Genomic DNA, 22,867 nt, shown 5'->3' on the forward strand with positions numbered 1-22,867 from the left:
GTATATCGCGCTACTGTTTTAACTGTGAGTTAACCTTAGTTGTAATAATTAAAAGCAAAAATCACGCCATAGTTGAGGGTAATAATATTTGTCTTTATTTGTCATTAGGTTACTCTCTAGTTAACGATATGGAATAAAATAGTGTCGGCATTTTGACGAGTGCAGATTTAACAAGGAGGACACAATACCGATGGAACACAGCTTTTTGATCCAGATTTTGCTGATGTTGGTGATTGCCATTGTGTCTATCGCCATTTTGAGGCGAGCGGGGTTGCCTGCGATATTGGCTTATTTAATCACCGGGGTAATTAGCGGTCCGAGTGGTTTTCATTGGTTTACTCAACATCAAATGCAATCTGTTGCTGAGCTTGGGGTTGTTTTACTCATGTTTAGCTTAGGGCTTGAGTTTTCTTTGCCAAGGCTTTGGGCGATGCGTCGCACCGTGTTCGGTTTAGGTAGTGCCCAAGTGATTGTGACAACGATTATAAGCATGGCAATCGCTTTACTGTGCAACTTAAGCGTTACCGAGTCAGTGGTTGTGGGATCAGCTATCGCTTTATCTTCTACTGCAATTGTACTTAAATTGCTTAATGAGCAGGGCTGGTTAAGACGGCGTCATGGTGAGCTATCGGTCAGTGTATTGTTATTCCAAGATATTGCAGTTGTGCCGCTACTCATTTTGCTGCCTTTGCTGGCCAGCGACGGTGAAGCATTATTGTGGAATGATGTGGTTTTTGCTCTATTCAAAGGGGTGTTAGCGTTTATCGCCTTGATGGCGTTTGGTAAATGGGCACTACCAAAACTGTTCGATGAAGTTGCCCGCTCTCGTTCAAATGAGCTCTTCGTTTTATCTACCTTAGTGGTTGCGCTGGTAACAGGTGCAATAACTCAGTGGTTAGGCTTATCTATGGCACTGGGCGCTTTTATGGCTGGTATGCTGCTGGGAGAAAGCCAGTACCGTCGCCAATTAGAAGCCGATATTAGACCATTTCGCGATCTACTTATGGGACTGTTCTTTATCTCTATCGGCATGCTACTCGACTTTGAGCTGGTGGCTCAATATTGGTGGCAGATCATCTTTATTCTTATCGCGGTGATCTTAGGTAAAGCCTTGGTGATTTTCGGTTTGCTTAAGATTGCTAAAGAGTCTTTTCGTTCCTCTGTCGCAACAGCCCTAAGCTTGGCGCAAGTGGGCGAATTTAGTTTTGTGGTGTTGGCATTAGCAGTTAATTATCAGTTGTTAGACGGTAAAACCAGCACCACTTTAGTGATGGTAGCAGTGCTGTCTATGGCATTAGCGCCATGGCTAGTTCGCCACAGTGTCGATATCGCCAGAATGTTACAAGGGCTTAAGCCTAAGGCGGATAATAAAGAGTCGCTTAATGTCACTGTTGACGCTAAAGAAGATTTAGTACTGATCTTAGGTTATGGCCGAGTTGGGCAAACGATTGCTAGATTTATGAAAACCGAAGCGATTCCGTACTTAGTGCTCGATCTTGATCCAACACGAGTCTCAGAGGCAAGAGCTGCAGGCGAGCCGGTATATTTTGGTGATGTGTCGAAAAGAAGTATTTTAAAGCAGGCTAAAGTGCGTGACGCAAAGCTAATTGTGATCACCTTCAGCAGTGAGCGAATTTTAGAGGAAGTATTGCCTTTATGCCGTCAGTTAGCTCCAGACGCTAATATTTTGGTAAGAACGCGTGATGATTCAGGCATGGAAGCGCTAGAAGAGGCGGGTGCTAGCCAAGTGATCCCTGAAACCTTAGAAGGCAGTTTAATGTTGGTGTCGCAGGTCTTGTATCAATGTGGCGTACCATTAGCACGCATTTTAAAACGGCTTGAGATTGAGCGGCGTAACCATTACCAATATTTACATGGCTTTTTCTCGGGTGCAGAAACCGACTTTACCCTTGAATTGCTGCACGCAGTGGCTTTGCCCAAGGGCTCCAATGCCGTTGGTCAAACCTTGGCAGATATTCCGTGGCAAAAATTAAAGGTGGAATTAAGAGCGGTAAGACGCGCTGGCGCCGAGGTTGAAAGTCCTGAGCTTGATTGGCAGATCAAGGCTGGAGATATCTTGATACTGCTTGGTAAACCAAGACGAATTGAAAAGGCTGAGATCTTTCTTTTGCAAGGTTGATAGCGCATAGACGACTCGAATTGACTAAGGAAAATTGATGCACTACTTCATTTTAATTGTGTTAGCGCCTTTATTTATACTCCAAGGTAAACGAGTCAAGCGCTCAGCGCCAAGACTCGCTGAAGCACAAGGAGAAAGGGCTGGTCAGTCTGGGCAGGGAAAACCGTTTTCACTGCTGGTTTTTGGTGATTCTGCGGCAGCTGGAGTTGGGGTTGAGCATCAATCAAAGGCTTTACTTGGCGTTGTTAGCCAGTCTTTAGCTGAGCTTTATCAGGTTAATTGGCAGCTGTTGGCTAGATCCGGTTATAACACAGAAAAAGCACTGCGCATGTTGCAAAAAGAATTGCTTGCAGCACCTGAGTTGCAACTTGACGCAGTCGTGGTTTCGTTAGGGGTTAACGATGTTTTAAGCCCATTATCGGCTAAAACTTGGATTAAGCAGCAGCGGATGTTAGTTGAGCTGTTAACGCAGCAAACAGGTTGTCAGAGGTTAATTATAACCCGAGTACCACCTATGGGAGACTTTCCGCTGTTGCCGCAGCCACTGCGTTGGTTTTTAGGTAAACGCAGCCAAGAGTTTAATCGGCACTTAGCTCGCTATGTTGCGAGTGAACCACGCTGTACTTTACTCGATTTTGGTGAGCAACTTGATAGCAAGGCTATGGCATCAGACGGCTTTCACCCTGGTGCTGTTATATATCAAGATTGGGGCAAAGCCGCTGCTAAAGCGATATTGCAACATAAACAAGTTTAGTGTCAGTTAATATCAAAGAAGCGTTTGATGTCATCAATTTGGCACATCGCATCTTGATAACCAAGCTCAATTAGCGAGCTGCAATATCCCTGCTCAAATAATAAATATGACACGATACTCGAATCTGAATGCTGGTTTATGCCAAGGGCTCTGAGCATCATTTTAATCGCAAAAGGCATATCATCAAAATAGCGCGACGCCATGGCGCTTAAATCTTCACTGGGCTTAATCACTAAGGTATCTATGCGTTTCAAGGCCAGCTGATTACGGCTTTCTTCTGGGATCAATTCAAGGGTGCTATTAATTCGCTCAAGCCTTTCAAGATCGCTATTTAAGGTGTCAGAGAAAATGGTATCGAGTAAATGACCTGCAATGGTTGCTGTTTTGGGATGATGGGCTAACTCTTTAGCTTGTACTTTATGTGGGCTTTCAAGATTTATCACCATAATTTTGTCAGCACCCAGATGAATTGGGCCACTTAACGGCGCCAATTGATGTACTGAACCGTCGCCATAGTACTCTTGATTTACCCTTACTGATGGAAACACTAAAGGGATTGCTGCACTTGCTAATAAGTGGTCAGTATTAAGCCTGGTGCGCACGCCATGTCGTCTGGCTCTTTGCCAGTTATCAATGTGGGCATCTGCTTGAAAAAAGGTGACTGAGCGAGAGTTGTTATAACAAGATGTGTCTAGACTCACCGCTTCTAAGGCACCGTTATTAATGTTACGGTCTATGCGCTCGAAACTGATTAGATTATTAAGCAGTTGTCGCAGTGGATCACTATTGAATAAGCTGGCAGCACTATTAGATGCACTATTGCTTTGTAATCCTTTTAACGCCATTTTACTTAAGTGTTTTAATACGCCGCCAATGGAGGCATGGTAAACTTTTTTGGCATGAATATGGCGCCAAACCCATTCGAGTTTTCTTACGCCTAGGTGAAAGCATGAAGCATGGGTGGCTAATGACGTGGCATTAATTGCACCGGCTGAAGTGCCGCAGACGATTTTAAACGGAATACCATGGTTACGTGGGTAGAACTGTACAATCGCCTTAAGCACGCCAATTTGATAGGCTGCCCTAGCACCACCTCCGCCAAGTACTAACGCCGTTTTTTGTGGCAAGTCGACGCTCCTTATCGTTTGAAAAATACAAGGTATTTATAATGTTGGTATTAATTTCAGCATATGTGACTCCATAGGCTTGTTCAAGAAAAAAGCATAAATTTTATTGTGAAAAAAAGTGCGAGTTGAAACGTTAGCCATAAAAAAACGCCGATACTAAGATCGGCGTTTTTAATTAAGTTATTGCTCGTTTAAGCTTGTTGTGCTTTTAAGAACTCAACGATTTGGTCTAGTGGAATATCTTGCTTCTCACCAGTACGACGGTTCTTGTATTCGAACATGCCGTTGTCGATGTTACGATCGCCAACAACCACTACATGCGGAATACCAACGAGTTCCATATCTGCAAACATGACGCCTGGACGCTCTTTACGATCGTCAAACATCACTTCAATACCGGCATCGTTTAGGTCTTGATATAGTTTCTCTGCGATATCTTTAACGCGATGAGATTTGTGCATGTTCATTGGTAAAATACCAACAGTGAACGGCGCAATCGCATCTGGCCAGATAATACCGCGGTCGTCGTGGTTTTGCTCGATTGCGGCAGCCACCATACGGCTAACACCGACACCGTAGCAACCCATCAGCAAGGTTTGCGCTTTACCGTTTTGGTCAAGCACGCTAGCGTTCATTGCTTCTGAGTAGTTAGTGCCTAATTGGAAAATATGGCCAACTTCGATACCACGAAGCAGGGCGATAGTGCCTTTACCACATGGGCTAGGCTCACCTTCAATGATGTTACGTAGATCGAATGCAGGTGCTTCTGGAAGATCGCGCTCCCAGTTGATGCCAAAGTAGTGTTTACCATCTTGGTTTGCACCAGCGCCGAAGTCGCTCATGATGCTCACGCTATGGTCAACAAATACTGGCATGTTTAGACCTACAGGGCCAATAGAACCCGTGCCAGCACCTACTGCAGCACGAATAGCGGCTTCATCAGCAAATTCAAATGGTGCTAATACTGCATCTAGCTTTTCAGCTTTCACTTCGTTTAGTTCGTGGTCGCCACGGATAACGATAGCCACTAATGGCGCTTCTTCAGTTGCACCCTTAACGATTAGTGTCTTAACGGTTTTTTCAATCGCAATACCGTGTTGTTCAACAAGTTCTGCAATAGTTTTTGCATTTGGTGTGTCAACTAATGTCATTTCGCTGCTAGCAGCTTGACGAGTTTCAGTTGGCATTGGCGCTTCACATTTTTCAATGTTTGCTGCGTAATCACTTTCAGTTGAGTAAGCGATTAAGTCTTCACCACTGTTAGCCAATACGTGGAATTCATGAGATAAGCTACCGCCGATTGAGCCTGTATCAGCCATTACAGGGCGGAAAGCTAAACCTAGACGCTCAAGAATGTTGCAATACGCTTTGAACATTGCGTCATAAGTTTCATCCATGGTTTCTTGATCGATATGGAAAGAGTAGGCATCTTTCATCAAGAACTCACGTGAACGCATTACACCAAAACGTGGACGAACTTCGTCACGGAATTTGGTTTGAATTTGGTAAAGGTTTAGCGGTAATTGCTTATAAGAGCTGACTTCTTTACGAATAATGTCTGTGATCACTTCTTCGTGAGTTGGACCAAGTACAAAGTCACGGTTGTGACGGTCTTGGAAACGAAGTAGTTCTGGGCCAAACTTTTCGAAGCGACCAGTTTCAACCCAAAGATCTGCAGGTTGAACCATAGGCATCAGAATTTCAACTGCGCCAGCTTTGTTCATCTCTTCACGAACAATAGCTTCGATTTTACGTAGAACACGTAAACCTGACGGCAACCAGCTGTATAAGCCTGATGCGTTACGACGGATCATACCCGCACGTAACATTAATTGATGACTAATGACTTCTGCATTGGCAGGAGTTTCTTTTTGAGTTGATAGCAGGTACTTGCTTACGCGCATTACCGGTGTCCAAATTTGAGTTGAATGGGCGCTATTTTATCACTTGTAGAGGTTCTGTCACCTACGGATTGAGGCTATTTCCCTATTTTATTCGTTTTGCCTGTTTTTGAGGCCACGATAGCTGCTGCTAGTAGGCAAAGTTAAGGCTTCTTGGAACAAAGTTTTAGCTGTTCATTAAATATAGCTATTTGAATTTGTCAGCTTGAGCAGAAGTGAAATAGTCTTGAAAGAGTTTTGTAAAGGAAGAAATGTACAGCATAAAGAGTAGATATTACTTTTGTAGCTAATATTGTAGCAATATGTAACTATTTGTATGGTTTTAATTTAATCACGTTAATGTTGTTCTTTGTTGTAAAGAATCAGGGATGTTGTCGCATTAGCAAAATAAGCTCATATAAAGGATTAATTATGAAGCGTGTTTTATTTACATTGATCGCAATCTTATGGTCGCATCAATTGTTAGCAGAAACTCCGCAGCAAAAAGTTAAGATAGACACAACACCAACGACCTTATCTGAATTAAAGATAGCAATTAGTGACATTGTTGAAGCAGAACAGTTACCAGCTGTATCGATCGCTATGGTAGACAAAGATGGCCCTGTTTGGGTAGAGGCATTAGGGCTTGCCAATATCGCTAATCAAACTCCCGCAGACAGTGATACTCTATTTCGTATTGGCTCTACATCTAAAATGTTTGTCTCATTATCAATACTGAAATTGGTAGAAGAGGGAAAGTTATCTCTCGATGATAAGCTTGCGGATTTGTTGCCAAATTTTGTTTTTACTAATCAATGGGAGGCATCAGATCCTGTTCGCGTGGTTCATTTATTAGAGCATACGACTGGTTGGGATGACATTCATATTGTTGAGTATGCACACAATGATCCTAAGCCTGCAACACTCAAACAAGGTTTGGATTATCACCCCCACTCTCGAGTTTCACGCTGGAAGCCGGGTAGTCGAATGGCTTATTGTAATGCAGGTCCTCCAGTTGCGGCTTTGATAGTTGAAAAGATCTCAGGGCAAGTTTTTGAAGATTATGTTGCTGATAATTTTTTTACACCTATAGGCGTGGAAACAATGACTTATTTTCAAACCGATGATGTTAAAAATAAAGGAGCGACGTTATATTCCAACGGAAAAGAGCAAGAGTATTGGCACATTATTATGCGTCCGTCAGGCTCGATTAATGCTTCAGCAAATGATATGGCAAAGCTGTTGAAATTTTTTATTAACAGGGGAAATGTAGACGGTCAGGCTTTAATTTCAGCAGCTTCGTTTTCAAGAATGGAGCAGGTGACTTCAACTCCGGGGGCGCAAGCGGGCCAAACAGCCGGATATGGGTTGAGTAATTATACGACTCCTTACAAACAGTGGGTTTACCGTGGGCACGATGGCGGGGTAAATGGCGGTATTTCTAAACTCGAGTATTTGCCTGAAGCCAATAAAGGCCATGTTGTGATGATAAACTCAGATAACGGCAAGGCAATGAATAAGATTGTCGGGCTTATTAGAGCGTTTGAAACTCAAGATTTGGCGATTAAGCAGATAAATGCAGACATGGACATCACTGAGTCAATGAAAAGGTTAGAAGGTTATTACTATCCTATTAACTCGCGCATGCAATTGACCCACTTTCTTGAGCGAGTGCTCAATATTTATAAATTTGAAATTCACGATAATAAACTTGTGCGCAGTAATCTTTTAGGTGGAGAACCTAAAGAATATTTCGCGGCATCAGAAGTGTTGTTTAAATCTACAGAGTCAGGTGAATTCAATCTTGCATTTGTTGAAGATCCTATAGCTGGACCAGTTTTCCATTCAGGTTCATCAGTCTATAAACCTGTAAGTGCAGTGGTCGTGTTTGGTCAATTTGCTGTCTTAGCGCTTTGGCTAGTCATAAATGTCAGCAGTTTACTTTATGCTCTTGTATGGGGTGTTCGTAAATTTATGGGTAGGCAAATTACCGGAAAATCACTGTTGATTAGATTGTGGCCTTTATTGGCCAGCTTATCTTTGTTGTATTTTATGGTGATGTTTCAGCTAGGTGGTGCTGATCCATTTAAATTGTTGGGTGCGGTTACTTACGTTTCTGTTGGTATTCTTATTTCAAGTATCACCTTCTTTGTGTTTGCGGTTCTAGGTGTGTATGTCGCGTTAACTGCAAAGGCAAGCGAGATGAATAAAGTGAATTATTGGTATTGCAGCCTAGCATCTTTTATTCATTTATTGGTTGGCTGCTATTTAGCTTGGTTTGGTATTATTGGCTTACAAACCTGGGCGTAGTGGTTAGTTATAAATTTAAAAGCCGCGCTATTCACGCGGCTTTTATTTTGACTCGCTTAGGCTTTATCACGCCTATCACCAATGACTCGAGCTGGGTTACCGGCAACAATAGCGTAATCGGCCACATCTTTAGTTACGATAGCGCCCATGCCAATCACTGCATGATTGCCTATGGTCACGCCATCAACTATGCCTGCTTGAGCGCCAATCCACACGTCTTCACCTATGACCACGCCTTTGGAGTTTGATGCTTGTTGGTAAATAGGTGTATCGGGTGCCATACCATGGTTAAAGGCATAAATGGTGACGTTATTAGCAATGCGAGTTTGATTGCCTATGGTGATCCCATGACGCCCACCATCGAGAGAGCACCCATGGTTGATCGCCACTTCATTACCCATAGTAATGGGTCCATGTAAGAAGCTGTCTGCGGCAATCATACATTGGGCACCAATAGAAATATTACGTCCAGGTTCGGCAAATAAATTCGCTTCTGGGGCAACAAAACTGCGTTCACCTATGGTTATTGTTTCAACGGCGCAAAAATGTGCTTGTACCTCATCCTGCCAAGGTTTGGCCCACTCAAGATGTTTGTCTTTAAGTGAAAAGTATAACCACGGCATATAAGACAAGCGCTTTTTATGCTGAGTGCGGTAGTCAGGTTTAGCTTGCAAATTAGCAGACATGTTTGAGGCTGGCATAGTTAGTCATGGGCCTGTGAAGTCAGCTTTTGGCCAATGGTAGAAGCTCTTAATTCTATGACTTCAATACCTGCAGCCGTGACAATCCAAAGAATATCCAAATCGTATAATGCCACTTGGTATAGCTTTGGATCTTCCTTAGCTTTTTTATAGGCTGGTCGTGGATCTTGGGCTAATACCCCTTCAATAAGTGCCTGTAGGCGAGGGTAAGCTGGATTGCTCTGGTACAGTTCAAGTTGTGACTTTGCCTGCTCGTTAAAGTAAACATTCGCTAAAACTGGCGCTTCTTGGGCAATCCCACCTTGCGCATTTGCAATGGCATCAGAAAACGGAATATAAGGTTTGATATCAATAATCGGCGTACCATCGAGTAAGTCCATGCCAGAGATCTCAAGACTCACTTTACCGTTATGATTGTGCACAGCATGCAGTTTAACCACAGACTGGCCGATACCGTTAGGTCTGAATGTTGAGCGGGTTGCAAACACACCCAGCTTTTCATTACCGCCAAGCCTTGGTGGTCTTACCGTGGTTTTCCAGCCCGCAGCTAAGTTTTCATGAAAGCAAAACAGTAGCCACAAATGCGAGTATTGCTCTAAGCCTCTAACAGCATCTATTTGATTAAAAGGCGGCGCTAATTCAACAAAGCCGCGGGCAGCACTAACCAGCCCTGGTTGTCTGGGAATACCAAACTTTTGTTTATAGGGAGTTCGGCAATACGCGACGGCTTGAATTTGGCTATTAAAAGACATTTAGGTTACTTCTAAAATAGTAAAAGTGATTACTGTTGGTTGGTGGTTACAATCGCTTGGCCAATGCAAATTGCGCGGCTAACACAGTTTTGGCTGGCCTCTTCAATAAATAAGCAGTTCTTGATGACTAACCCATTGGCTTGCTTGTCTGCTGCTGCTCGGCGAGCAAGAGTGCGAGCCTCGGCAATTGATGCGGGCGCATCATTATCTGCAATCTGACAGGTTTCACCTTCAACTAAGCCTTTTATCTCAAAAGGGCCTACAGGCTGTAATGTGCCTTCATAAACGGTGACATCAGACGCCTTGAAGTAATCATTAATGGCATCGCTATCAAGGTTACTATTAAAGGTGTAGTCACCAGCACAGCCGCTAACAGCGATGATGACTGCAGACAAAAGTAAGTTTTTCATGGTGCAGGCCTATTTTATTATTGAAGTAATGGTAATCCACATTTTGTGGCAAATAAAAAAGTGCTCATTAAGAGCACTTTTTACGGTTAGGCTGTTGTAGCGCTTTAAGTTAGAAATTCTAGCGCTTTAGGTACTTTTGATAAAGCTGTTGATGACGATTATTCAAATCAATTTTGCGGCCATCAATATAGATAGACTCTATTCCAGCTTGCATAGGATCTAAAATATCGCCAGTTGCTAAAATAATATTCGCTTTATAGCCGGGAGCAATCGCTCCCATATTATCAATACCCAATACTTTTGCTGCATCTAAAGTAATACTTTGCAATGCCTCATCTTTGGTTAATCCGTAGGCAACACTTTGCCCTGCAGCAAAAGGCAAATTACGACTATTCCAATCGGATGAGAAACCTAATGCAAAAGGCACCTGAGCTTGTTTGAGTAGCGCAGGGATCTTAAAGGCAAGATCAATTGGCTCATCTTTACGCTTTGGTAGTGCTAAGGTTTGGGTATAAATGACTTTAGCATTCACTTCAGCCAATGCACTGGCTACGCGCCAAGCATCGTAGCCACCCACAATCACGATATTAAAATTGTACAGCTTAGCAAGCGCTATCGCTTGTTCAATTTGTTGTTGTGATTGGGCGTGGATAAAGAGTTGGCCTTTGCCTTCATAAAGTGGTGCTAGTGCTTGCCAGCGAAGATCGATTTTTTCAACTTTACCCGCTTGTTGAGCGAGTAGGTAACGTTTACCGTCAGCAAAAGCATTGAACACCTTGTCGATACGACGTTCTAAATCTGCCAGCTGCTCTTTGCGCTTATCTTCATCGGTAGATAGCCAACGTACGTGAGGCCAATAAAGGTGAAACTGCTTATCAGACTCAACCAATGCATCTTCAATGGTCCAGCTATCCATTGAGACTAATGCCGATTGTCCCGCTAGTCCGTCGCCTTGCGGCACAACTTGCGCGTGAGTAATACCATTCACTCTAACTGTGGGGATAATTTCCGAATCAGGATTAAATGCCGTAATCGCCTCTAATTGTGGGTTGATAAAACCGACCTCATAGGCGTCGTTACTTGGGCGCATCATTTCAACTTCAACTAAACCCATGGTGGTATCTAGGGCAATTAACCCTGGGTACAAATGTTTGCCGCTAGCATCGATTATGTGCGCTGTCTCTAACTCAGCTAAATAGTCCGCTTTTGCGGCTTGAGTGAGTTCGCTACCAGTGGCGTTATTGCTGTTAACTTGTTCCTGTTTATCAAGATCTTGACCAACAGCGATAACTTCACCATTAGCGACGAGTACATCACTTTGTTCTAACACGCCATTTGTCACAGTATGTACCGTTGCATTAGTAAACAGTACTGCTTGGCTTTGAGGAGCTGCAGGCAACATGTCATGGCTACTTGCCATAAAGCTTATTGGTAAACACAGCAGGGCTGTTACTTGCTTAAAAGAGGTCATTGATTTCATTACAGCGCTCCTTTAGCAGTCTGTTGCCAAGCATTATAGTGAGTGTCGCAGTGCCATTCAGGCTCCATGAGATCTATCGGTGTTTCCCCTTGTTTATGTTCATCGTCGCTGAGCAGGACTTTTTGAATCAAAGCGGCGCGCTCTGTTGCTACGCTAGCTTGTGCACGCTTATCTTGCTCGCGATCAAAGTAACGGCGGCCTTCAATCCATGTTGATTCAACTTTGGCGTAAACAGAAAGAGGGTTGCTGTCCCATAGAACAATATCTGCTTGTTTATCTTCCACAAGGGAGCCAACTTTGTCGGCAATACCTAATTGAATTGCTGGATTGATGGTGATCATATTCCACGCATCAACAGCAGACATACCGCAATACATCATAGACTTTGCCGCTTCTTGATTTAACCGGCGCTGCATTTCATAGTCATCAGAATTAATACTGGTGAGTACGCCATTGTTGTGCATTAAACAGGTGTTTTGTGGGATAGCATCATACACTTCAAATTTATACGCCCACCAATCAGAGAAAGTAGAGGCGTGTGCGCCATGTTTAGCCATCTCATCGGCAACTTTGTAGCCTTCAAGAATGTGAGTAAAGGTGCCGACCTTGAAGTTATAGGCTTCAGCAAGACGTAAAAACATTAAGATCTCAGACTGCACATAAGAGTGAATATGAATGGTGCGACTTTGCTCTAATACTTCAGCTATCGCCTCTAAACGGTAGTTGTATTGCGGCGCTACAGTGCGTCGGCGTTCACTAGAACGCATTTTTTTGTAGTCTTCTTGAGCCTTACGGTAAGCTAGTGCTTCGTTAAAGGCTTCGCTAAACAGAGACTTTACCCCGATCCGGCTTTGAGGGAAGCGGCGATTATAGTCATCGCCCCAGTTGCTCTGTTTAACGTTTTCACCGAGTGCAAACTTAATACTGGCAGGAGCGTCAGCAAACTTCATCTGCTCAGCATTATCGCCCCATTTGAGCTGAATCACTTGTGCTTGGCCGCCTATTGGATTGGCGCTACCGTGCAGCAATTGTGCTGTGGTTACACCACCGGCTAGGCTACGGTAAATTGCAATATCATCTGGATTAATAATGTCGCCTATGCGCACTTCCGAGGTGATAGCGTCTGTGCCTTCGTTTGTTCCACCGTTAAGGGCAATATGCGAGTGCTCGTCAATAATGCCGGCGGTAAGATGTTTACCGGTTGCGTCAATGACGCTGTAGCCAGAAGGAGTTCTTAGGTTTTTGCCAATCTCTTTAATCTGACCGCGGGCGATAATTAAGTCGCTATTTTCTAGCACGCCAGCTTTATCAGAAGTCCAGATAGTGGCATTTTTAATGTGTACTTTATCGAGTTTAGGTTGCGCCTTAAGGCCATAAGCTACATTCGGTGAAGTCTGTTGTGAAATCAACGTATCAATAGAATTAGGTTGTTGAGTTTGTTCATCCTCAACCTCATTGGCTAACTTGAGGCCGCCAAACGGTAATGCTTGATTGTGTGCATCTAGCATTGTGCCTCTAACACCTTGGTTATCTAGCCAAATGGTAAAGCGACTAATGCCTTCAAAACCAGCCTCAGACAGATCGGCACTAAAGGTTAGGCGACCGGATTGATAGTTCAGGTTTGCTAGTGTGACCTCTTGCTCGCCGCTCGATAACGTACCGCTAAGTGGAGTTGTTTGATTAATCTTTAGATCTAAGCTGAGATCGGCAATTTGCAGTTGATAAAGATTATCAAGCAAGGCTCTATCACGATTAATTAATTGTTGCTCTTCACCTTGCAACCAGATGCTGACAATTTTGCCGTCAGCAAAAATATTGCCATCAGTTACGACTAAGTCCGCCATATAGCCAGGCTTGATTTTACCAGCAAGATTACCAATACCGGATATTTCTGCTGCTTCTGTTGTTAAAGCTGCTAATGCGGTTTGTTCTGATAAGCCACGTTTAATTGCTAATTTTAGTCGTGGCCAGAATTTATCAGAATCAATACCATGTTGAGTTAAAGCAAACGGAATGTCGGCATTTGCCACCATAGATAGATTGCTAGGTGCACGTTCCCAGTGTCTTAAGGCTGCTAGGCTAACTTCGCGCTCGCTATCTCCATCAATAATCTCTGGTGCCGCTGGATAATTAAGCGGAAGTACTAGGCTGAATGGGTAGTTTTTTAATTCGGATAATCTAGCATACTCTCGACCATTACCTAATAAGCTGCCATTAAGTTCATGTTCATTTAAAAGTCTTGCAGCACGGAGTTGATTATTTAAATTCTTGGTGTCAAAGATGAAGCTTTGTTTATTTAGATCATTGAGCCGCTCTAAAGCGATATTAAACTCAACAGTATTATTTGAGTTAGAAGCCTTACCCTTGTTGGCGTTATACCAGTTGGCGTCAGCAAAGGTTTGTCTAATTAATGCCATACTTCCCATTAAAGATTGCGGGTAATCTTGAATAGATGAACCTTTGTTAAATGCCATAAACTGGCTGGTGGCTGCTTTATATATAACATCGTTAGCTTTTTTATCGGCTAAAGATAAGGTGACGCCCTGTCCGCGAAATATACCGTCTAAATAACTCGATTGGACACTGGTAAATCCGTTGTCTATCCACTCTTTTGCCTGTTTTTTATCTGGATAGACATAATTGAACCACTGCTTTTCAGAGTGGATAGCGCCATTACTAGCATTGCCACCAATGCGTTTAATTTCATATACAGGTCCCGACTTATCCTCAATAACAGGTTCATACTCAATGGCATAATCAGTAAAAGGATCAACAAAGCCCGGATAAACGGTGTGGCCAGTTAAATCAATCACAAACGCATTTTTGGGAATGTCGTTATCTTTAACAATGGCCTTAATTTTATTATTTTCTATTAATAATGTGGCGTTTTCTATCATCTCTCCCGGCGATAGCATCAATGATGCATGGGTTAGTGCGGTGAGCCGTGGAGTGTTGTCAGTGAGCTGGTCATTGGCAATAGCTGCTTGAGTGCATAACAAGCTTAGTATTGCGATAGGGGTTTTGATTATATGTTTACGCATATTCTACTTATTATTGTTAGATAAACAGGAGTGTGTAGAGCATATCCTAACTTATTAACAAAGACTAAGCGGTATTTGTAACTATCGATGTGAAAATTTAACCTAAAAACTAAAAAGCCCGCATAAAGCGGGCTTTTATGGCGAGACTTGAAATTAAATCAAGAAGTCTTCCATTGTCTTGCCTTGTTCAAGTTGATTTTTAAATACTGTTGGCATACGGCCTTGACCTGTCCACTGTACCATTTCACCATCAACTTCAATTTGGTATTTAGGTGGGCGAGGAGCACGCTTTTTAGGAGCTGCTTTAATTGCTGCGCCACCAATATCATCTACAGATAAACCAATAGCTTCCATTTGCTTGCGAATTTCTTCAATTTTAGCGTTGCGTTCAGCTAATGCTTCTTGCTCTTCGGCTTCTTGAGAAGCTTTTTCTTCAATAATTTTATCTAATTTTACTGCCAGTTCTTTTAAGTCAGTTCTTTTAAGTCATTAAGTGATAGTTCTTTTACTGCAGCCTTAAAACGACGACCATGGGTCAATATTTCAAGAAAATCGCTCATATTATTTAGTTCCGATTAATAAGGTGGTAATTACATTATTGCGTTAAATAATAGAAACTATTTGCTTAGGGATCAAATAATATTTTTGAATTAAACATATTCTCATTTTATATCCATTAATAGTTAAATTGAATAACAGAACAAATGATGTTGGGTTAATAAATGTTTTCAGCCTGTTTAATTCAAGCAAACATTATGTAGTGTCAACTTGAGTGAACAGGTGTTTGAATGTTAGTTGACGTTAACGTTAACAGCACGTAAAGTGAGCTTAATTTTAGCAATCTAGGCTATATCAAATTTTGACTGTGATTGCTTAATCCTGATCATTAAAAGAGACGTAAGAAGGAAGCCCTATGAAAGTATTGGTGCCAGTGAAACGGGTCGTCGATGCCAACGTAAAAGTCAGGGTAAATGCTGACAATACCGGCGTTGATACCGCAAACTTAAAAATGGCGATTAACCCATTTTGTGAAATTGCGGTTGAAGAGGCCGTTCGTTTGAAAGAAGCCGGTAGCGCCTCTGAAATTGTCGTGTTAAGCATAGGACCTAAAGCGTCGCAAGAACAATTGAGAACCGCTTTAGCACTAGGTGCTGATCGTGCGATTCATATTGAAACTGATGAAGATCTGGTACCACTTTCTATTGCTAAGCTTATCCATGCGGTACAACAAAAAGAACAAGCAGACTTAGTGATCCTTGGTAAGCAATCTATTGATGGCGATAATAACCAAACAGGGCAAATGTTAGCGGCTATAGGTAAAATGCCTCAGGCGACATTTGCATCAGAAGTTAAGCTAGATGGTGACAAGTTAGTGGTTACCCGCGAGATCGATGGCGGCCTACAAACGGTTAATTTAGGCTTACCAGCGGTAGTAACTGCGGATCTACGCCTTAACGAGCCTCGCTATGCCAAACTACCAAATATCATGAAAGCTAAGCGTAAGCCGCTTGAATCACTAACGCCATCAGACTTTGATGTAACACTTAAATCACACCAAAAGGTTATTAAAGTGACACCTCCTGCGGAGCGTAGCGGTGGCGTGATGGTTAGCTCAGTTGCTGAGTTAGTTGAAAAGTTAAAAAATGAAGCGAAGGTGATCTAATGGCGATTTTAGTATTAGCAGAACATGATAATGCCAGCTTAAAACTTGATACGGCAAAAGTGGTTGCATGCGGACAAGCCATTGGCGGCGAAATTGATGTATTAGTAGTGGGGCAAGATTGTGGCGCCGTTGCTAGTGAGGCACAAAAGCTGAGTGGTGTGCGCAATGTATTAGTTGCAGATAGTGCATCATACGCCAACCATCTTGCTGAAAACGTTTCAGATCTTATGCTAGCCATTGCAGCTGATTACGAGCATGTATTAGCGGCAGCTTCAAGCTTTGGTAAAGACGTATTGCCACGAGTGGCTGCGTTATTAGATGTTTCTCAGTTATCTGAAGTGATTGAAGTGGTAAGCAGCGACACTTTTGTACGCCCAGTATATGCAGGTAATGCATTAGCTACTGTACAGAGCTTAGATGACAAGAAAGTAATGACTGTACGTTCAAGTGCATTTGATGCAGTGGCTTTTGATGGCAGTGCTGAGCTTGTAACGTTATCACAAGATATTGCCCCACAAGTTGAGTTTGTTACACAAAGTTTGACTGAGTCAGAGCGTCCAGAGCTTGGTAGTGCTTCAGTTGTTGTATCTGGTGGTCGTGCATTAGGTAACAGTGAGAACTTTGCTATTTTAGAGCAATTAGCTGACAAGCTTGGTGGGGCATTAGGCGCCTCTCGCGCAGCGGTTGATGCTGGCTTTGTTCCTAATGATTTACAGGTTGGTCAAACCGGTAAAATTGTTGCGCCAGATCTTTACATCGCAGTGGGTATTTCTGGCGCGATTCAACACCTTGCAGGTATGAAAGACTCTAAGGTGATTGTCGCGATAAATAAAGATCCTGAAGCCCCCATTTTCCAAGTAGCGGATTATGGTCTTGAGGCTGATTTATTTGATGCGGTACCACAGCTTTTAGAGCAGCTTTAATTAAACCACAGGGTTAGGCGCAGTCCCTGCAACTCAGTGAGTTGTTTAAATTTAGTGTTAAACTGGTTAACGCCTTTGGTGTTCATTTGGTATTGTGCGTGATCTGTGTCACGATAAGCGGCTTTAGAGTAGCATCTCTAAAGCCGCTTATGTTTTTATGTCCGTCACGCTTTTTGAGCCAGTCTTAAATTGCGTCCTGAGAAGTAGAGGCGCATTAAATATTAGTATCGATAAGTAGGGTGATGCCGCTGATCTATCGAGAAAGGATTTGATGCCGAAGTGACATAGCATATCGGGGCTAGTTGCTGGGGCTGTGATCGAATAGGGACAGCACTGCCATAGTATTTTCTTATCTGGAAGATAAGAAATTTTTATATTAATGACGAACCATTAATATGGCTATGGAGCGCTACTGATAGGACAGGTGTAATCAGATATCTATTGCTATATCCCACCAGTTCAGTCGGCCTCCATTCGTATTTAACGAAGAAACTAAAACAATGACAATTATAAGCTACGCCGATTCGGCTTTATCGCTGCTACCTCCAGTTGCGGCAATCGTACTTGCGATGTTAACCCGTCGTGTTCTACTGTCACTGGGTGTGGGGATTGTATTGGGGGCGTTACTGCTTACCGATTTCTCTGCCATGCAAACAGTGCAATACCTAAGTGAGAAAGTTTCAGCGCTAGTGTGGGATGATGGTGCGCTAAATAGCTGGAACCTTTATATTTTAGGCTTCCTTGTGTTGCTTGGAATGATCACTGCTTTAATCACTGTGAGCGGCTCATCAAGAGCATTTGCTGATTGGGCACGTAACCATATTCGTAATAAACGCGACGCCAAACTACTGACCATGTTTTTAGGTTGTGTGGTATTTATCGACGATTACTTCAATAGTCTAGTTGTTGGTAGTGTGGCAAGACCGCTTACCGACAGATATTACATTTCTCGCAGTAAGTTGGCTTATTTACTGGATTCTACAGCTGCGCCAATTTGTGTGATCTCACCGGTATCAAGCTGGGGGGCATATATCATCGCATTGATTGGCGGGATCTTAACGGCTCATGGTTTTACTGATACAGGCCACTTAAGTGTGTTTGTGCAGATGATCCCAATGAACTTCTATGCAATTTTTGCGTTGCTATTACTACTTTGTGTTGCGTTGATGGGCTTAGATATTGGTCCAATGCGCCAACATGAGTTAAAGGCGCAAAAAGGCGAGCTATTTGATGACTCTAAAGGATTGCCACCAGGCGCTAACTCAGACTTACCAGAAGCTGATTCTGGTAAAATTATGGGGCTATTCTTGCCAATCACTGTACTTGTATTTGCTACCTTCTACTTCATGGTTAGTAGCGGTGGAGATGCACTAGCAGCAAAAGGTGCGGAGTTTAGCTTAATTGGCGCATTTGAAAATACAGATGTAGGCTCATCGCTATTCTTTGGTGCTGCTATTGGCTTAGTGGTTACTCTAGCTCTTGTTATTTATCAAGGTGTTGAAAAGTCGTTGATCGCAAAAGGCCTATTTGAAGGCGCTAAGTCAATGCTTCCTGCAATCTATATTTTGCTATTTGCTTGGACAATTGCAGGCGTAATTGGTCAGCTAGAAACAGGTAAATACATGGCAAGCCTTGCAACCGGTAATATTCCATTTGCTATGCTACCTGCTGTGCTATTTATTCTTGCAGGTTTAACGGCGTTCTCAACCGGCACTAGCTGGGGTACCTTTGGTATCATGTTGCCTATCGCTGCTGATATGGCTATGGGTAGCCACACGGGAATGATGCTACCTATGTTAGCTTCAGTACTTGCGGGTGCGGTATTTGGTGATCACTGTTCACCAATTTCTGATACCACTATTTTGTCGTCAACAGGTGCTAACTGTCACCATATTGACCACGTTATGACACAGCTTCCATATGCACTTATTGTTGCAGGGATCAGTATGGTGGGCTATTTAGTGCTTGGTTTTACTGAGTCTGTAATGGCTGGTTTGATTGCTTGTAGCGTATTATTCGCGCTGAGCATTATCGTACTGCGTATTAAATCTTGCTCGCCAGATGCTGCGTGCAAGCAATAAATATCTTGCTAATAAAGTAATTGTATTAGAAAAATAGTAAGCTTATTTAAATAAAAAACCGCTCTTTAACGAGCGGTTTTTTATTGGTCTTAATATCTAATCAGTATAAGAAGTTAGACCAATTAGTATAAGAAGTTGATCTACTCAGAGCGATTTTGGCAAACAAATTCAAGGCGAATGGCTGCAATGATTGTTTTTCAATAAAGCTAAGTACTAGGTGCTAGCGAGAAATGAGCGGAAATAAAAAAGCTCCCTTTAAAGGGAGCTTTTTACTTATTGTTGACTAACTGGGTTTATAAAGCACGACACTCTATCGTTAGCTTAAACCACGACGCTCTATGGTTAGTTTAAACCACGACGCTCTAGCAGTGCTTCAGTTGTTGGTTCTTGGCCTCTAAAGGCTTTATACGCTTCCATAGGTGGAACGGTATTACCTACTTCACGGATCGTTTTTCTAAACTTCATACCGATTTCTCGGTTCAGTCCACCTTGAGTTTGAACATAAGCAAATGCATCTGCCGCTAAGATTTCGCTCCACATATAGGCGTAGTAACTTGCTGAGTAACCACCTGGGAAGGCGTGGGCAAAGTAAGTCGACTTATAGCGTGGCGGCACGGCCGGCAAATCAACACCGTGCTTTTTAAGTGCCGCAGCCTCAAAGCTGGCAACATCTTGTAGTGGGCTACCTGCTTGTAATGTGTGCCACTCTAAATCTAAAAGTGCAGCTGACATATATTCTAAGGTGTCGAAGCCTTGGTTAAAGCTGCGAGACTTTAATAGCTTGCTGAGTAACTCTTGTGGGATAGGTTCACCAGTTTCATAGTGCTTAGCGTAGTTAGCTAACACCTTAGGGTGCGCGGCCCAATCTTCTTCAAAAGTTGATGGGAACTCAACAAAGTCACGGGAAACCGAGGTGCCTGAAAGGGTCGGGTACACAGCTTTAGAGAACATACCGTGAGTGCCGTGACCCATTTCATGGAACATGGTAGTGACTTCATCGTAGCTCACGAATGTTGGCTCACCCGCTGGAGCTTTTTTAATGTTCATCACGTTAATGACAACAGGCTTGTTATGCAGTAGTTCAGACTGCGCTACAAACGAGCTCATCCATGCACCACCGCGCTTACCTTCACGTGAGAAGTAGTCAGCATAGAAAATTGCCATGCTGCTGCCATCTTCATCAAACATTTCGTAGGCTTTTACATCTTCATGGTATACAGGCAGATCTGGGCGTGGCTTAAGTGTTACGCCATATAACTCTTTTAAAGTGAAGAACACGCCATCTTCTAATACACGATCAAATTCAAAGTAGGGGGTAATCGCACTTTCATCTAAGTCGTATTTTTCTTGGCGTACAAGCTCTGCGTAGTAAGCCCAATCCCAAGGTGCTAGCTCAAAGTCACCGCCAGTTTTATTGATCATAGCTTGGATATCAGCAGCTTCTTTTTCGGTGTTTTTAACCACCGCTGGCACCATAGAGCCAAACATCTTGTATACCGCTTCTGGGGTTTTCGCCATTTGCGGTTCTAAACGGTATTCAGCCCAATTTTTATAACCAAGTAGCTCAGCTCTTTCTGCGCGTAGTTGGGCAAGTCTAGCCACTAAAGAGGCCGTTTCGTTAGCGCCTTTAAGGCCACGTTCTGCAGAGGCTTGCCAGATCTGCTGGCGTAACTCGCGGTTTTCGAGTTGAGTGAGTACTGGCTGACGTGTGGTATTGGTAATATTAAGTTGATACTTACCTGCATGACCATTGGCAGCTGCGTCAGCTGCAGCCGCGTTAATTGCACTCTCAGATAAACCTGCTAATTGCTCTTTTGAGTCAACAACAATTGCTATCTCTTTAGTTAAGCGCATTAGGCGCTGAGCAAACTCGTTAGTTAGTGTTGATTGCTCTTCATTGAGTACACGGATTTTTTGCTTTTCCGCTTCGGTAAGTTTGGCGCCAGCTCTTACAAAACGCTTGTAATAAACTTCAACTAGGCGAGTTTCTTCAGCAGACAAACCAAGATCAGCGCGCTGGTTATATAAGGTTTCAATTCGCTTAAATAACGCCGGATTTAAGTTGATGTTATCTGAGTGAGCCGCCATTTTTGGCGCCATTTCACTTTGAATTTTGCGTAGCGTTGGGTTGCTATCTGTACCGGCTAAGTTATAAAACACTTTTGAGGTGCGGGTAAGTAGCTCACCACTTTTTTCCATAGCAACAATCGTGTTGGTAAAAGTCGGTGCTTGTGGATTGTTAGCAATATCCAGAATTTGCTGATACTGCGCCTGCATGCCAAGAGTTAATGCTGGCTGAAAATGCTCATCTTTAATTTTGGTAAAGTCGGGAGCTTGGTACTGCAAGGTGCTTGCTTGTAAAAATGGGTTTTGTGCTTGCACCATAACAAGATCTGTATCTTGTGTTGGTGTGGTTGATGAACATGCGCTCAAAGTTAATGTTGCAGCAATCGCTGCGGCGATGAGTGACTTATGCATAGTGATTAAGACTTCCTTTATTATAATTGTGGTTTTAATTTAATACATTGCTATTAAATCTGTCTTAATGTGAGTCATCTTGTGCGCTAATGCAGGGTTTTGTGTTGGTTTTGTTGTATATGTCACACATTTACTTTTTGTTGCAATTGCATGTGAATACTGGGTTTGTAGCGAGTTAAAACATAAAAACTAGTTAAAATAAGTGTTTGGTCTAAAAAGCTAAGAATTTGTCACTAAAGTACATATATTATCCAGATAGTTGTGTAGAGATTAACACGAAACAGGTTTTTGTGACTTTATTGAAACATCGGTGTGCTTCAGGTGATTTTGTATAGAAATTAGTGCTAAACTAGCGCGGAATTCACCATTAAGGATTTTAGTTTGGCGCAGCTCTATTTTTATTACTCTGCAATGAATGCAGGTAAATCAACTTCGTTATTGCAATCGTCTTATAACTACCGTGAACGCGGTATGAACACATTAGTAATGACGGCGTCAATCGATGACAGATACGGTGTCGGTAAGGTTGCTTCACGCATTGGTATTGAAACCGATGCCCAAGTTTTTGGCGCGAGTGATAACCTTATTGAGATGGTACGTGAAAGTCTTACCCAGCAAGTACTGCATTGCATCTTGATTGATGAATCTCAATTTTTGAGCAAAGAGCAGGTCAAGCAGTTAACCTATGTGGTTGACGTACTTGATATTCCAGTACTTTGTTATGGCCTGAAAACCGACTTCCAAGGTGAGTTATTCAGCGGTAGTCAGTACTTATTGGCGTGGGCAGACAAGCTAGTTGAGTTAAAAACCATTTGTCACTGTGGTCGCAAAGCGAACATGGTGGTGCGCCTTGATGGCAATGGTAAGCCAATGCGGGAAGGTGAGCAGGTAGCGATTGGCGGTAACGAAAGTTATGAGTCGGTATGCCGTAAGCATTTTAGAGAGTTTATTTGGGACTAAATTGAGCTTTCCGTAACCTTTAAAGGCCAATATTTTATTAATGTTGGCCTTTTTTGTTAGCTTGACTCTATGGCGCTAAACTTTAGTTGAGCGACCAATTATTTATATTAATTGCGATGAAATATAACTAAGTTTTAAAGCCTACCAAGTGTTTTATATTTTATAAA

The 22,867-nt window shown here is 42.7% G+C and carries 15 protein-coding genes, 1 pseudogene and 1 riboswitch; of the genes and pseudogenes, 7 read left to right on the forward strand and 9 right to left on the reverse strand.

The genetic code is table 11. From position 1 onward, the window contains the following. Positions 1-190 precede the first annotated feature (190 nt). Positions 191-2,140, forward strand: coding sequence for a monovalent cation:proton antiporter family protein (locus L884_RS0113995; protein WP_028768080.1), 1,950 nt, complete (start codon positions 191-193; stop codon positions 2,138-2,140). Positions 2,141-2,177: 37 nt separating this feature from the next. Next, on the forward strand, positions 2,178-2,894 hold the full coding sequence (locus L884_RS0114000; RefSeq protein ID WP_037410977.1) for an SGNH/GDSL hydrolase family protein: 717 nt from the start codon (positions 2,178-2,180) through the stop codon (positions 2,892-2,894). Between the two features lie 2 nt (positions 2,895-2,896). Here the strand turns inward: L884_RS0114000 and L884_RS0114005 are convergent, their stop codons facing one another. Continuing rightward, positions 2,897-4,021, reverse strand: coding sequence for a patatin-like phospholipase family protein (locus L884_RS0114005; protein WP_028768082.1), 1,125 nt, complete (start codon positions 4,019-4,021; stop codon positions 2,897-2,899). Between the two features lie 191 nt (positions 4,022-4,212). Next, entirely contained in the window at positions 4,213-5,925 is a 1,713-nt protein-coding gene (locus L884_RS0114010; RefSeq protein ID WP_028768083.1) for a proline--tRNA ligase, read from the reverse strand. A 408-nt stretch (positions 5,926-6,333) separates the two neighbouring features. On the opposite strand from L884_RS0114010, the gene L884_RS0114015 reads away from it, so the two are divergent. Continuing rightward, entirely contained in the window at positions 6,334-8,211 is a 1,878-nt protein-coding gene (locus tag L884_RS0114015) for a serine hydrolase domain-containing protein (protein WP_028768084.1), read from the forward strand. Positions 8,212-8,267: 56 nt separating this feature from the next. On the opposite strand, the gene L884_RS0114020 is transcribed toward L884_RS0114015, so the two are convergent. From L884_RS0114020 to L884_RS22125, 6 genes and pseudogenes are all read right to left on the reverse strand, one after another. Next, on the reverse strand, positions 8,268-8,912 hold the full coding sequence (locus tag L884_RS0114020) for an acyltransferase (protein WP_037410979.1): 645 nt from the start codon (positions 8,910-8,912) through the stop codon (positions 8,268-8,270). 2 nt (positions 8,913-8,914) lie between these two features. Then, positions 8,915-9,664, reverse strand: a complete 750-nt coding sequence (tsaA, locus tag L884_RS0114025; RefSeq protein ID WP_028768086.1) for a tRNA (N6-threonylcarbamoyladenosine(37)-N6)-methyltransferase TrmO — start codon at positions 9,662-9,664, stop codon at positions 8,915-8,917. Positions 9,665-9,693: 29 nt separating this feature from the next. After that, on the reverse strand, positions 9,694-10,074 hold the full coding sequence (rcsF, locus tag L884_RS0114030; RefSeq protein ID WP_028768087.1) for an Rcs stress response system protein RcsF: 381 nt from the start codon (positions 10,072-10,074) through the stop codon (positions 9,694-9,696). 118 nt (positions 10,075-10,192) lie between these two features. Then, the gene (locus L884_RS0114035; RefSeq protein WP_156925706.1) at positions 10,193-11,545 is read right to left on the reverse strand and encodes an amidohydrolase family protein; all 1,353 of its coding nucleotides are present in this window, start codon (positions 11,543-11,545) and stop codon (positions 10,193-10,195) included. An 8-nt stretch (positions 11,546-11,553) separates the two neighbouring features. Next, the gene (locus tag L884_RS0114040) at positions 11,554-14,595 is read right to left on the reverse strand and encodes an amidohydrolase family protein (protein ID WP_028768089.1); all 3,042 of its coding nucleotides are present in this window, start codon (positions 14,593-14,595) and stop codon (positions 11,554-11,556) included. Positions 14,596-14,748: 153 nt separating this feature from the next. Then, positions 14,749-15,155, reverse strand: a pseudogene (locus L884_RS22125) (H-NS histone family protein). 353 nt (positions 15,156-15,508) lie between these two features. Between L884_RS22125 and L884_RS0114050 the strand changes: the two are divergent. The 3 genes from L884_RS0114050 (at position 15,509) to L884_RS0114065 (ending at position 19,262) form a co-directional block, all read left to right on the forward strand. Continuing rightward, positions 15,509-16,258, forward strand: a complete 750-nt coding sequence (locus L884_RS0114050; protein ID WP_028768090.1) for an electron transfer flavoprotein subunit beta/FixA family protein — start codon at positions 15,509-15,511, stop codon at positions 16,256-16,258. After that, entirely contained in the window at positions 16,258-17,181 is a 924-nt protein-coding gene (locus tag L884_RS0114055) for an electron transfer flavoprotein subunit alpha/FixB family protein (protein WP_028768091.1), read from the forward strand. Before L884_RS0114050 ends, L884_RS0114055 begins: the two co-directional genes overlap by 1 nt. A gap of 196 nt (positions 17,182-17,377) precedes the next feature. Further along, a riboswitch (Lysine riboswitch) is annotated at positions 17,378-17,601 on the forward strand. Between the two features lie 80 nt (positions 17,602-17,681). Beyond that, a complete protein-coding gene (locus L884_RS0114065; protein ID WP_028768092.1) occupies positions 17,682-19,262 on the forward strand; it encodes a Na+/H+ antiporter NhaC family protein in 1,581 nt (526 codons plus the stop codon). A gap of 342 nt (positions 19,263-19,604) precedes the next feature. On the opposite strand, the gene L884_RS0114070 is transcribed toward L884_RS0114065, so the two are convergent. Then, positions 19,605-21,740 carry a M3 family metallopeptidase gene (locus L884_RS0114070; protein WP_028768093.1) on the reverse strand — a complete coding sequence of 712 codons (2,136 nt, stop codon included), beginning with the start codon at positions 21,738-21,740 and terminating at the stop codon, positions 19,605-19,607. 381 nt (positions 21,741-22,121) lie between these two features. On the opposite strand from L884_RS0114070, the gene L884_RS0114075 reads away from it, so the two are divergent. Then, positions 22,122-22,700 (forward strand): thymidine kinase, encoded by a 579-nt coding sequence (locus L884_RS0114075; RefSeq protein WP_028768094.1) that lies wholly within the window; start codon positions 22,122-22,124, stop codon positions 22,698-22,700. Positions 22,701-22,867: the final 167 nt, after the last annotated feature.

Source organism: Shewanella fidelis ATCC BAA-318, assembly GCF_000518605.1.
Classification (GTDB): domain Bacteria; phylum Pseudomonadota; class Gammaproteobacteria; order Enterobacterales; family Shewanellaceae; genus Shewanella; species Shewanella fidelis.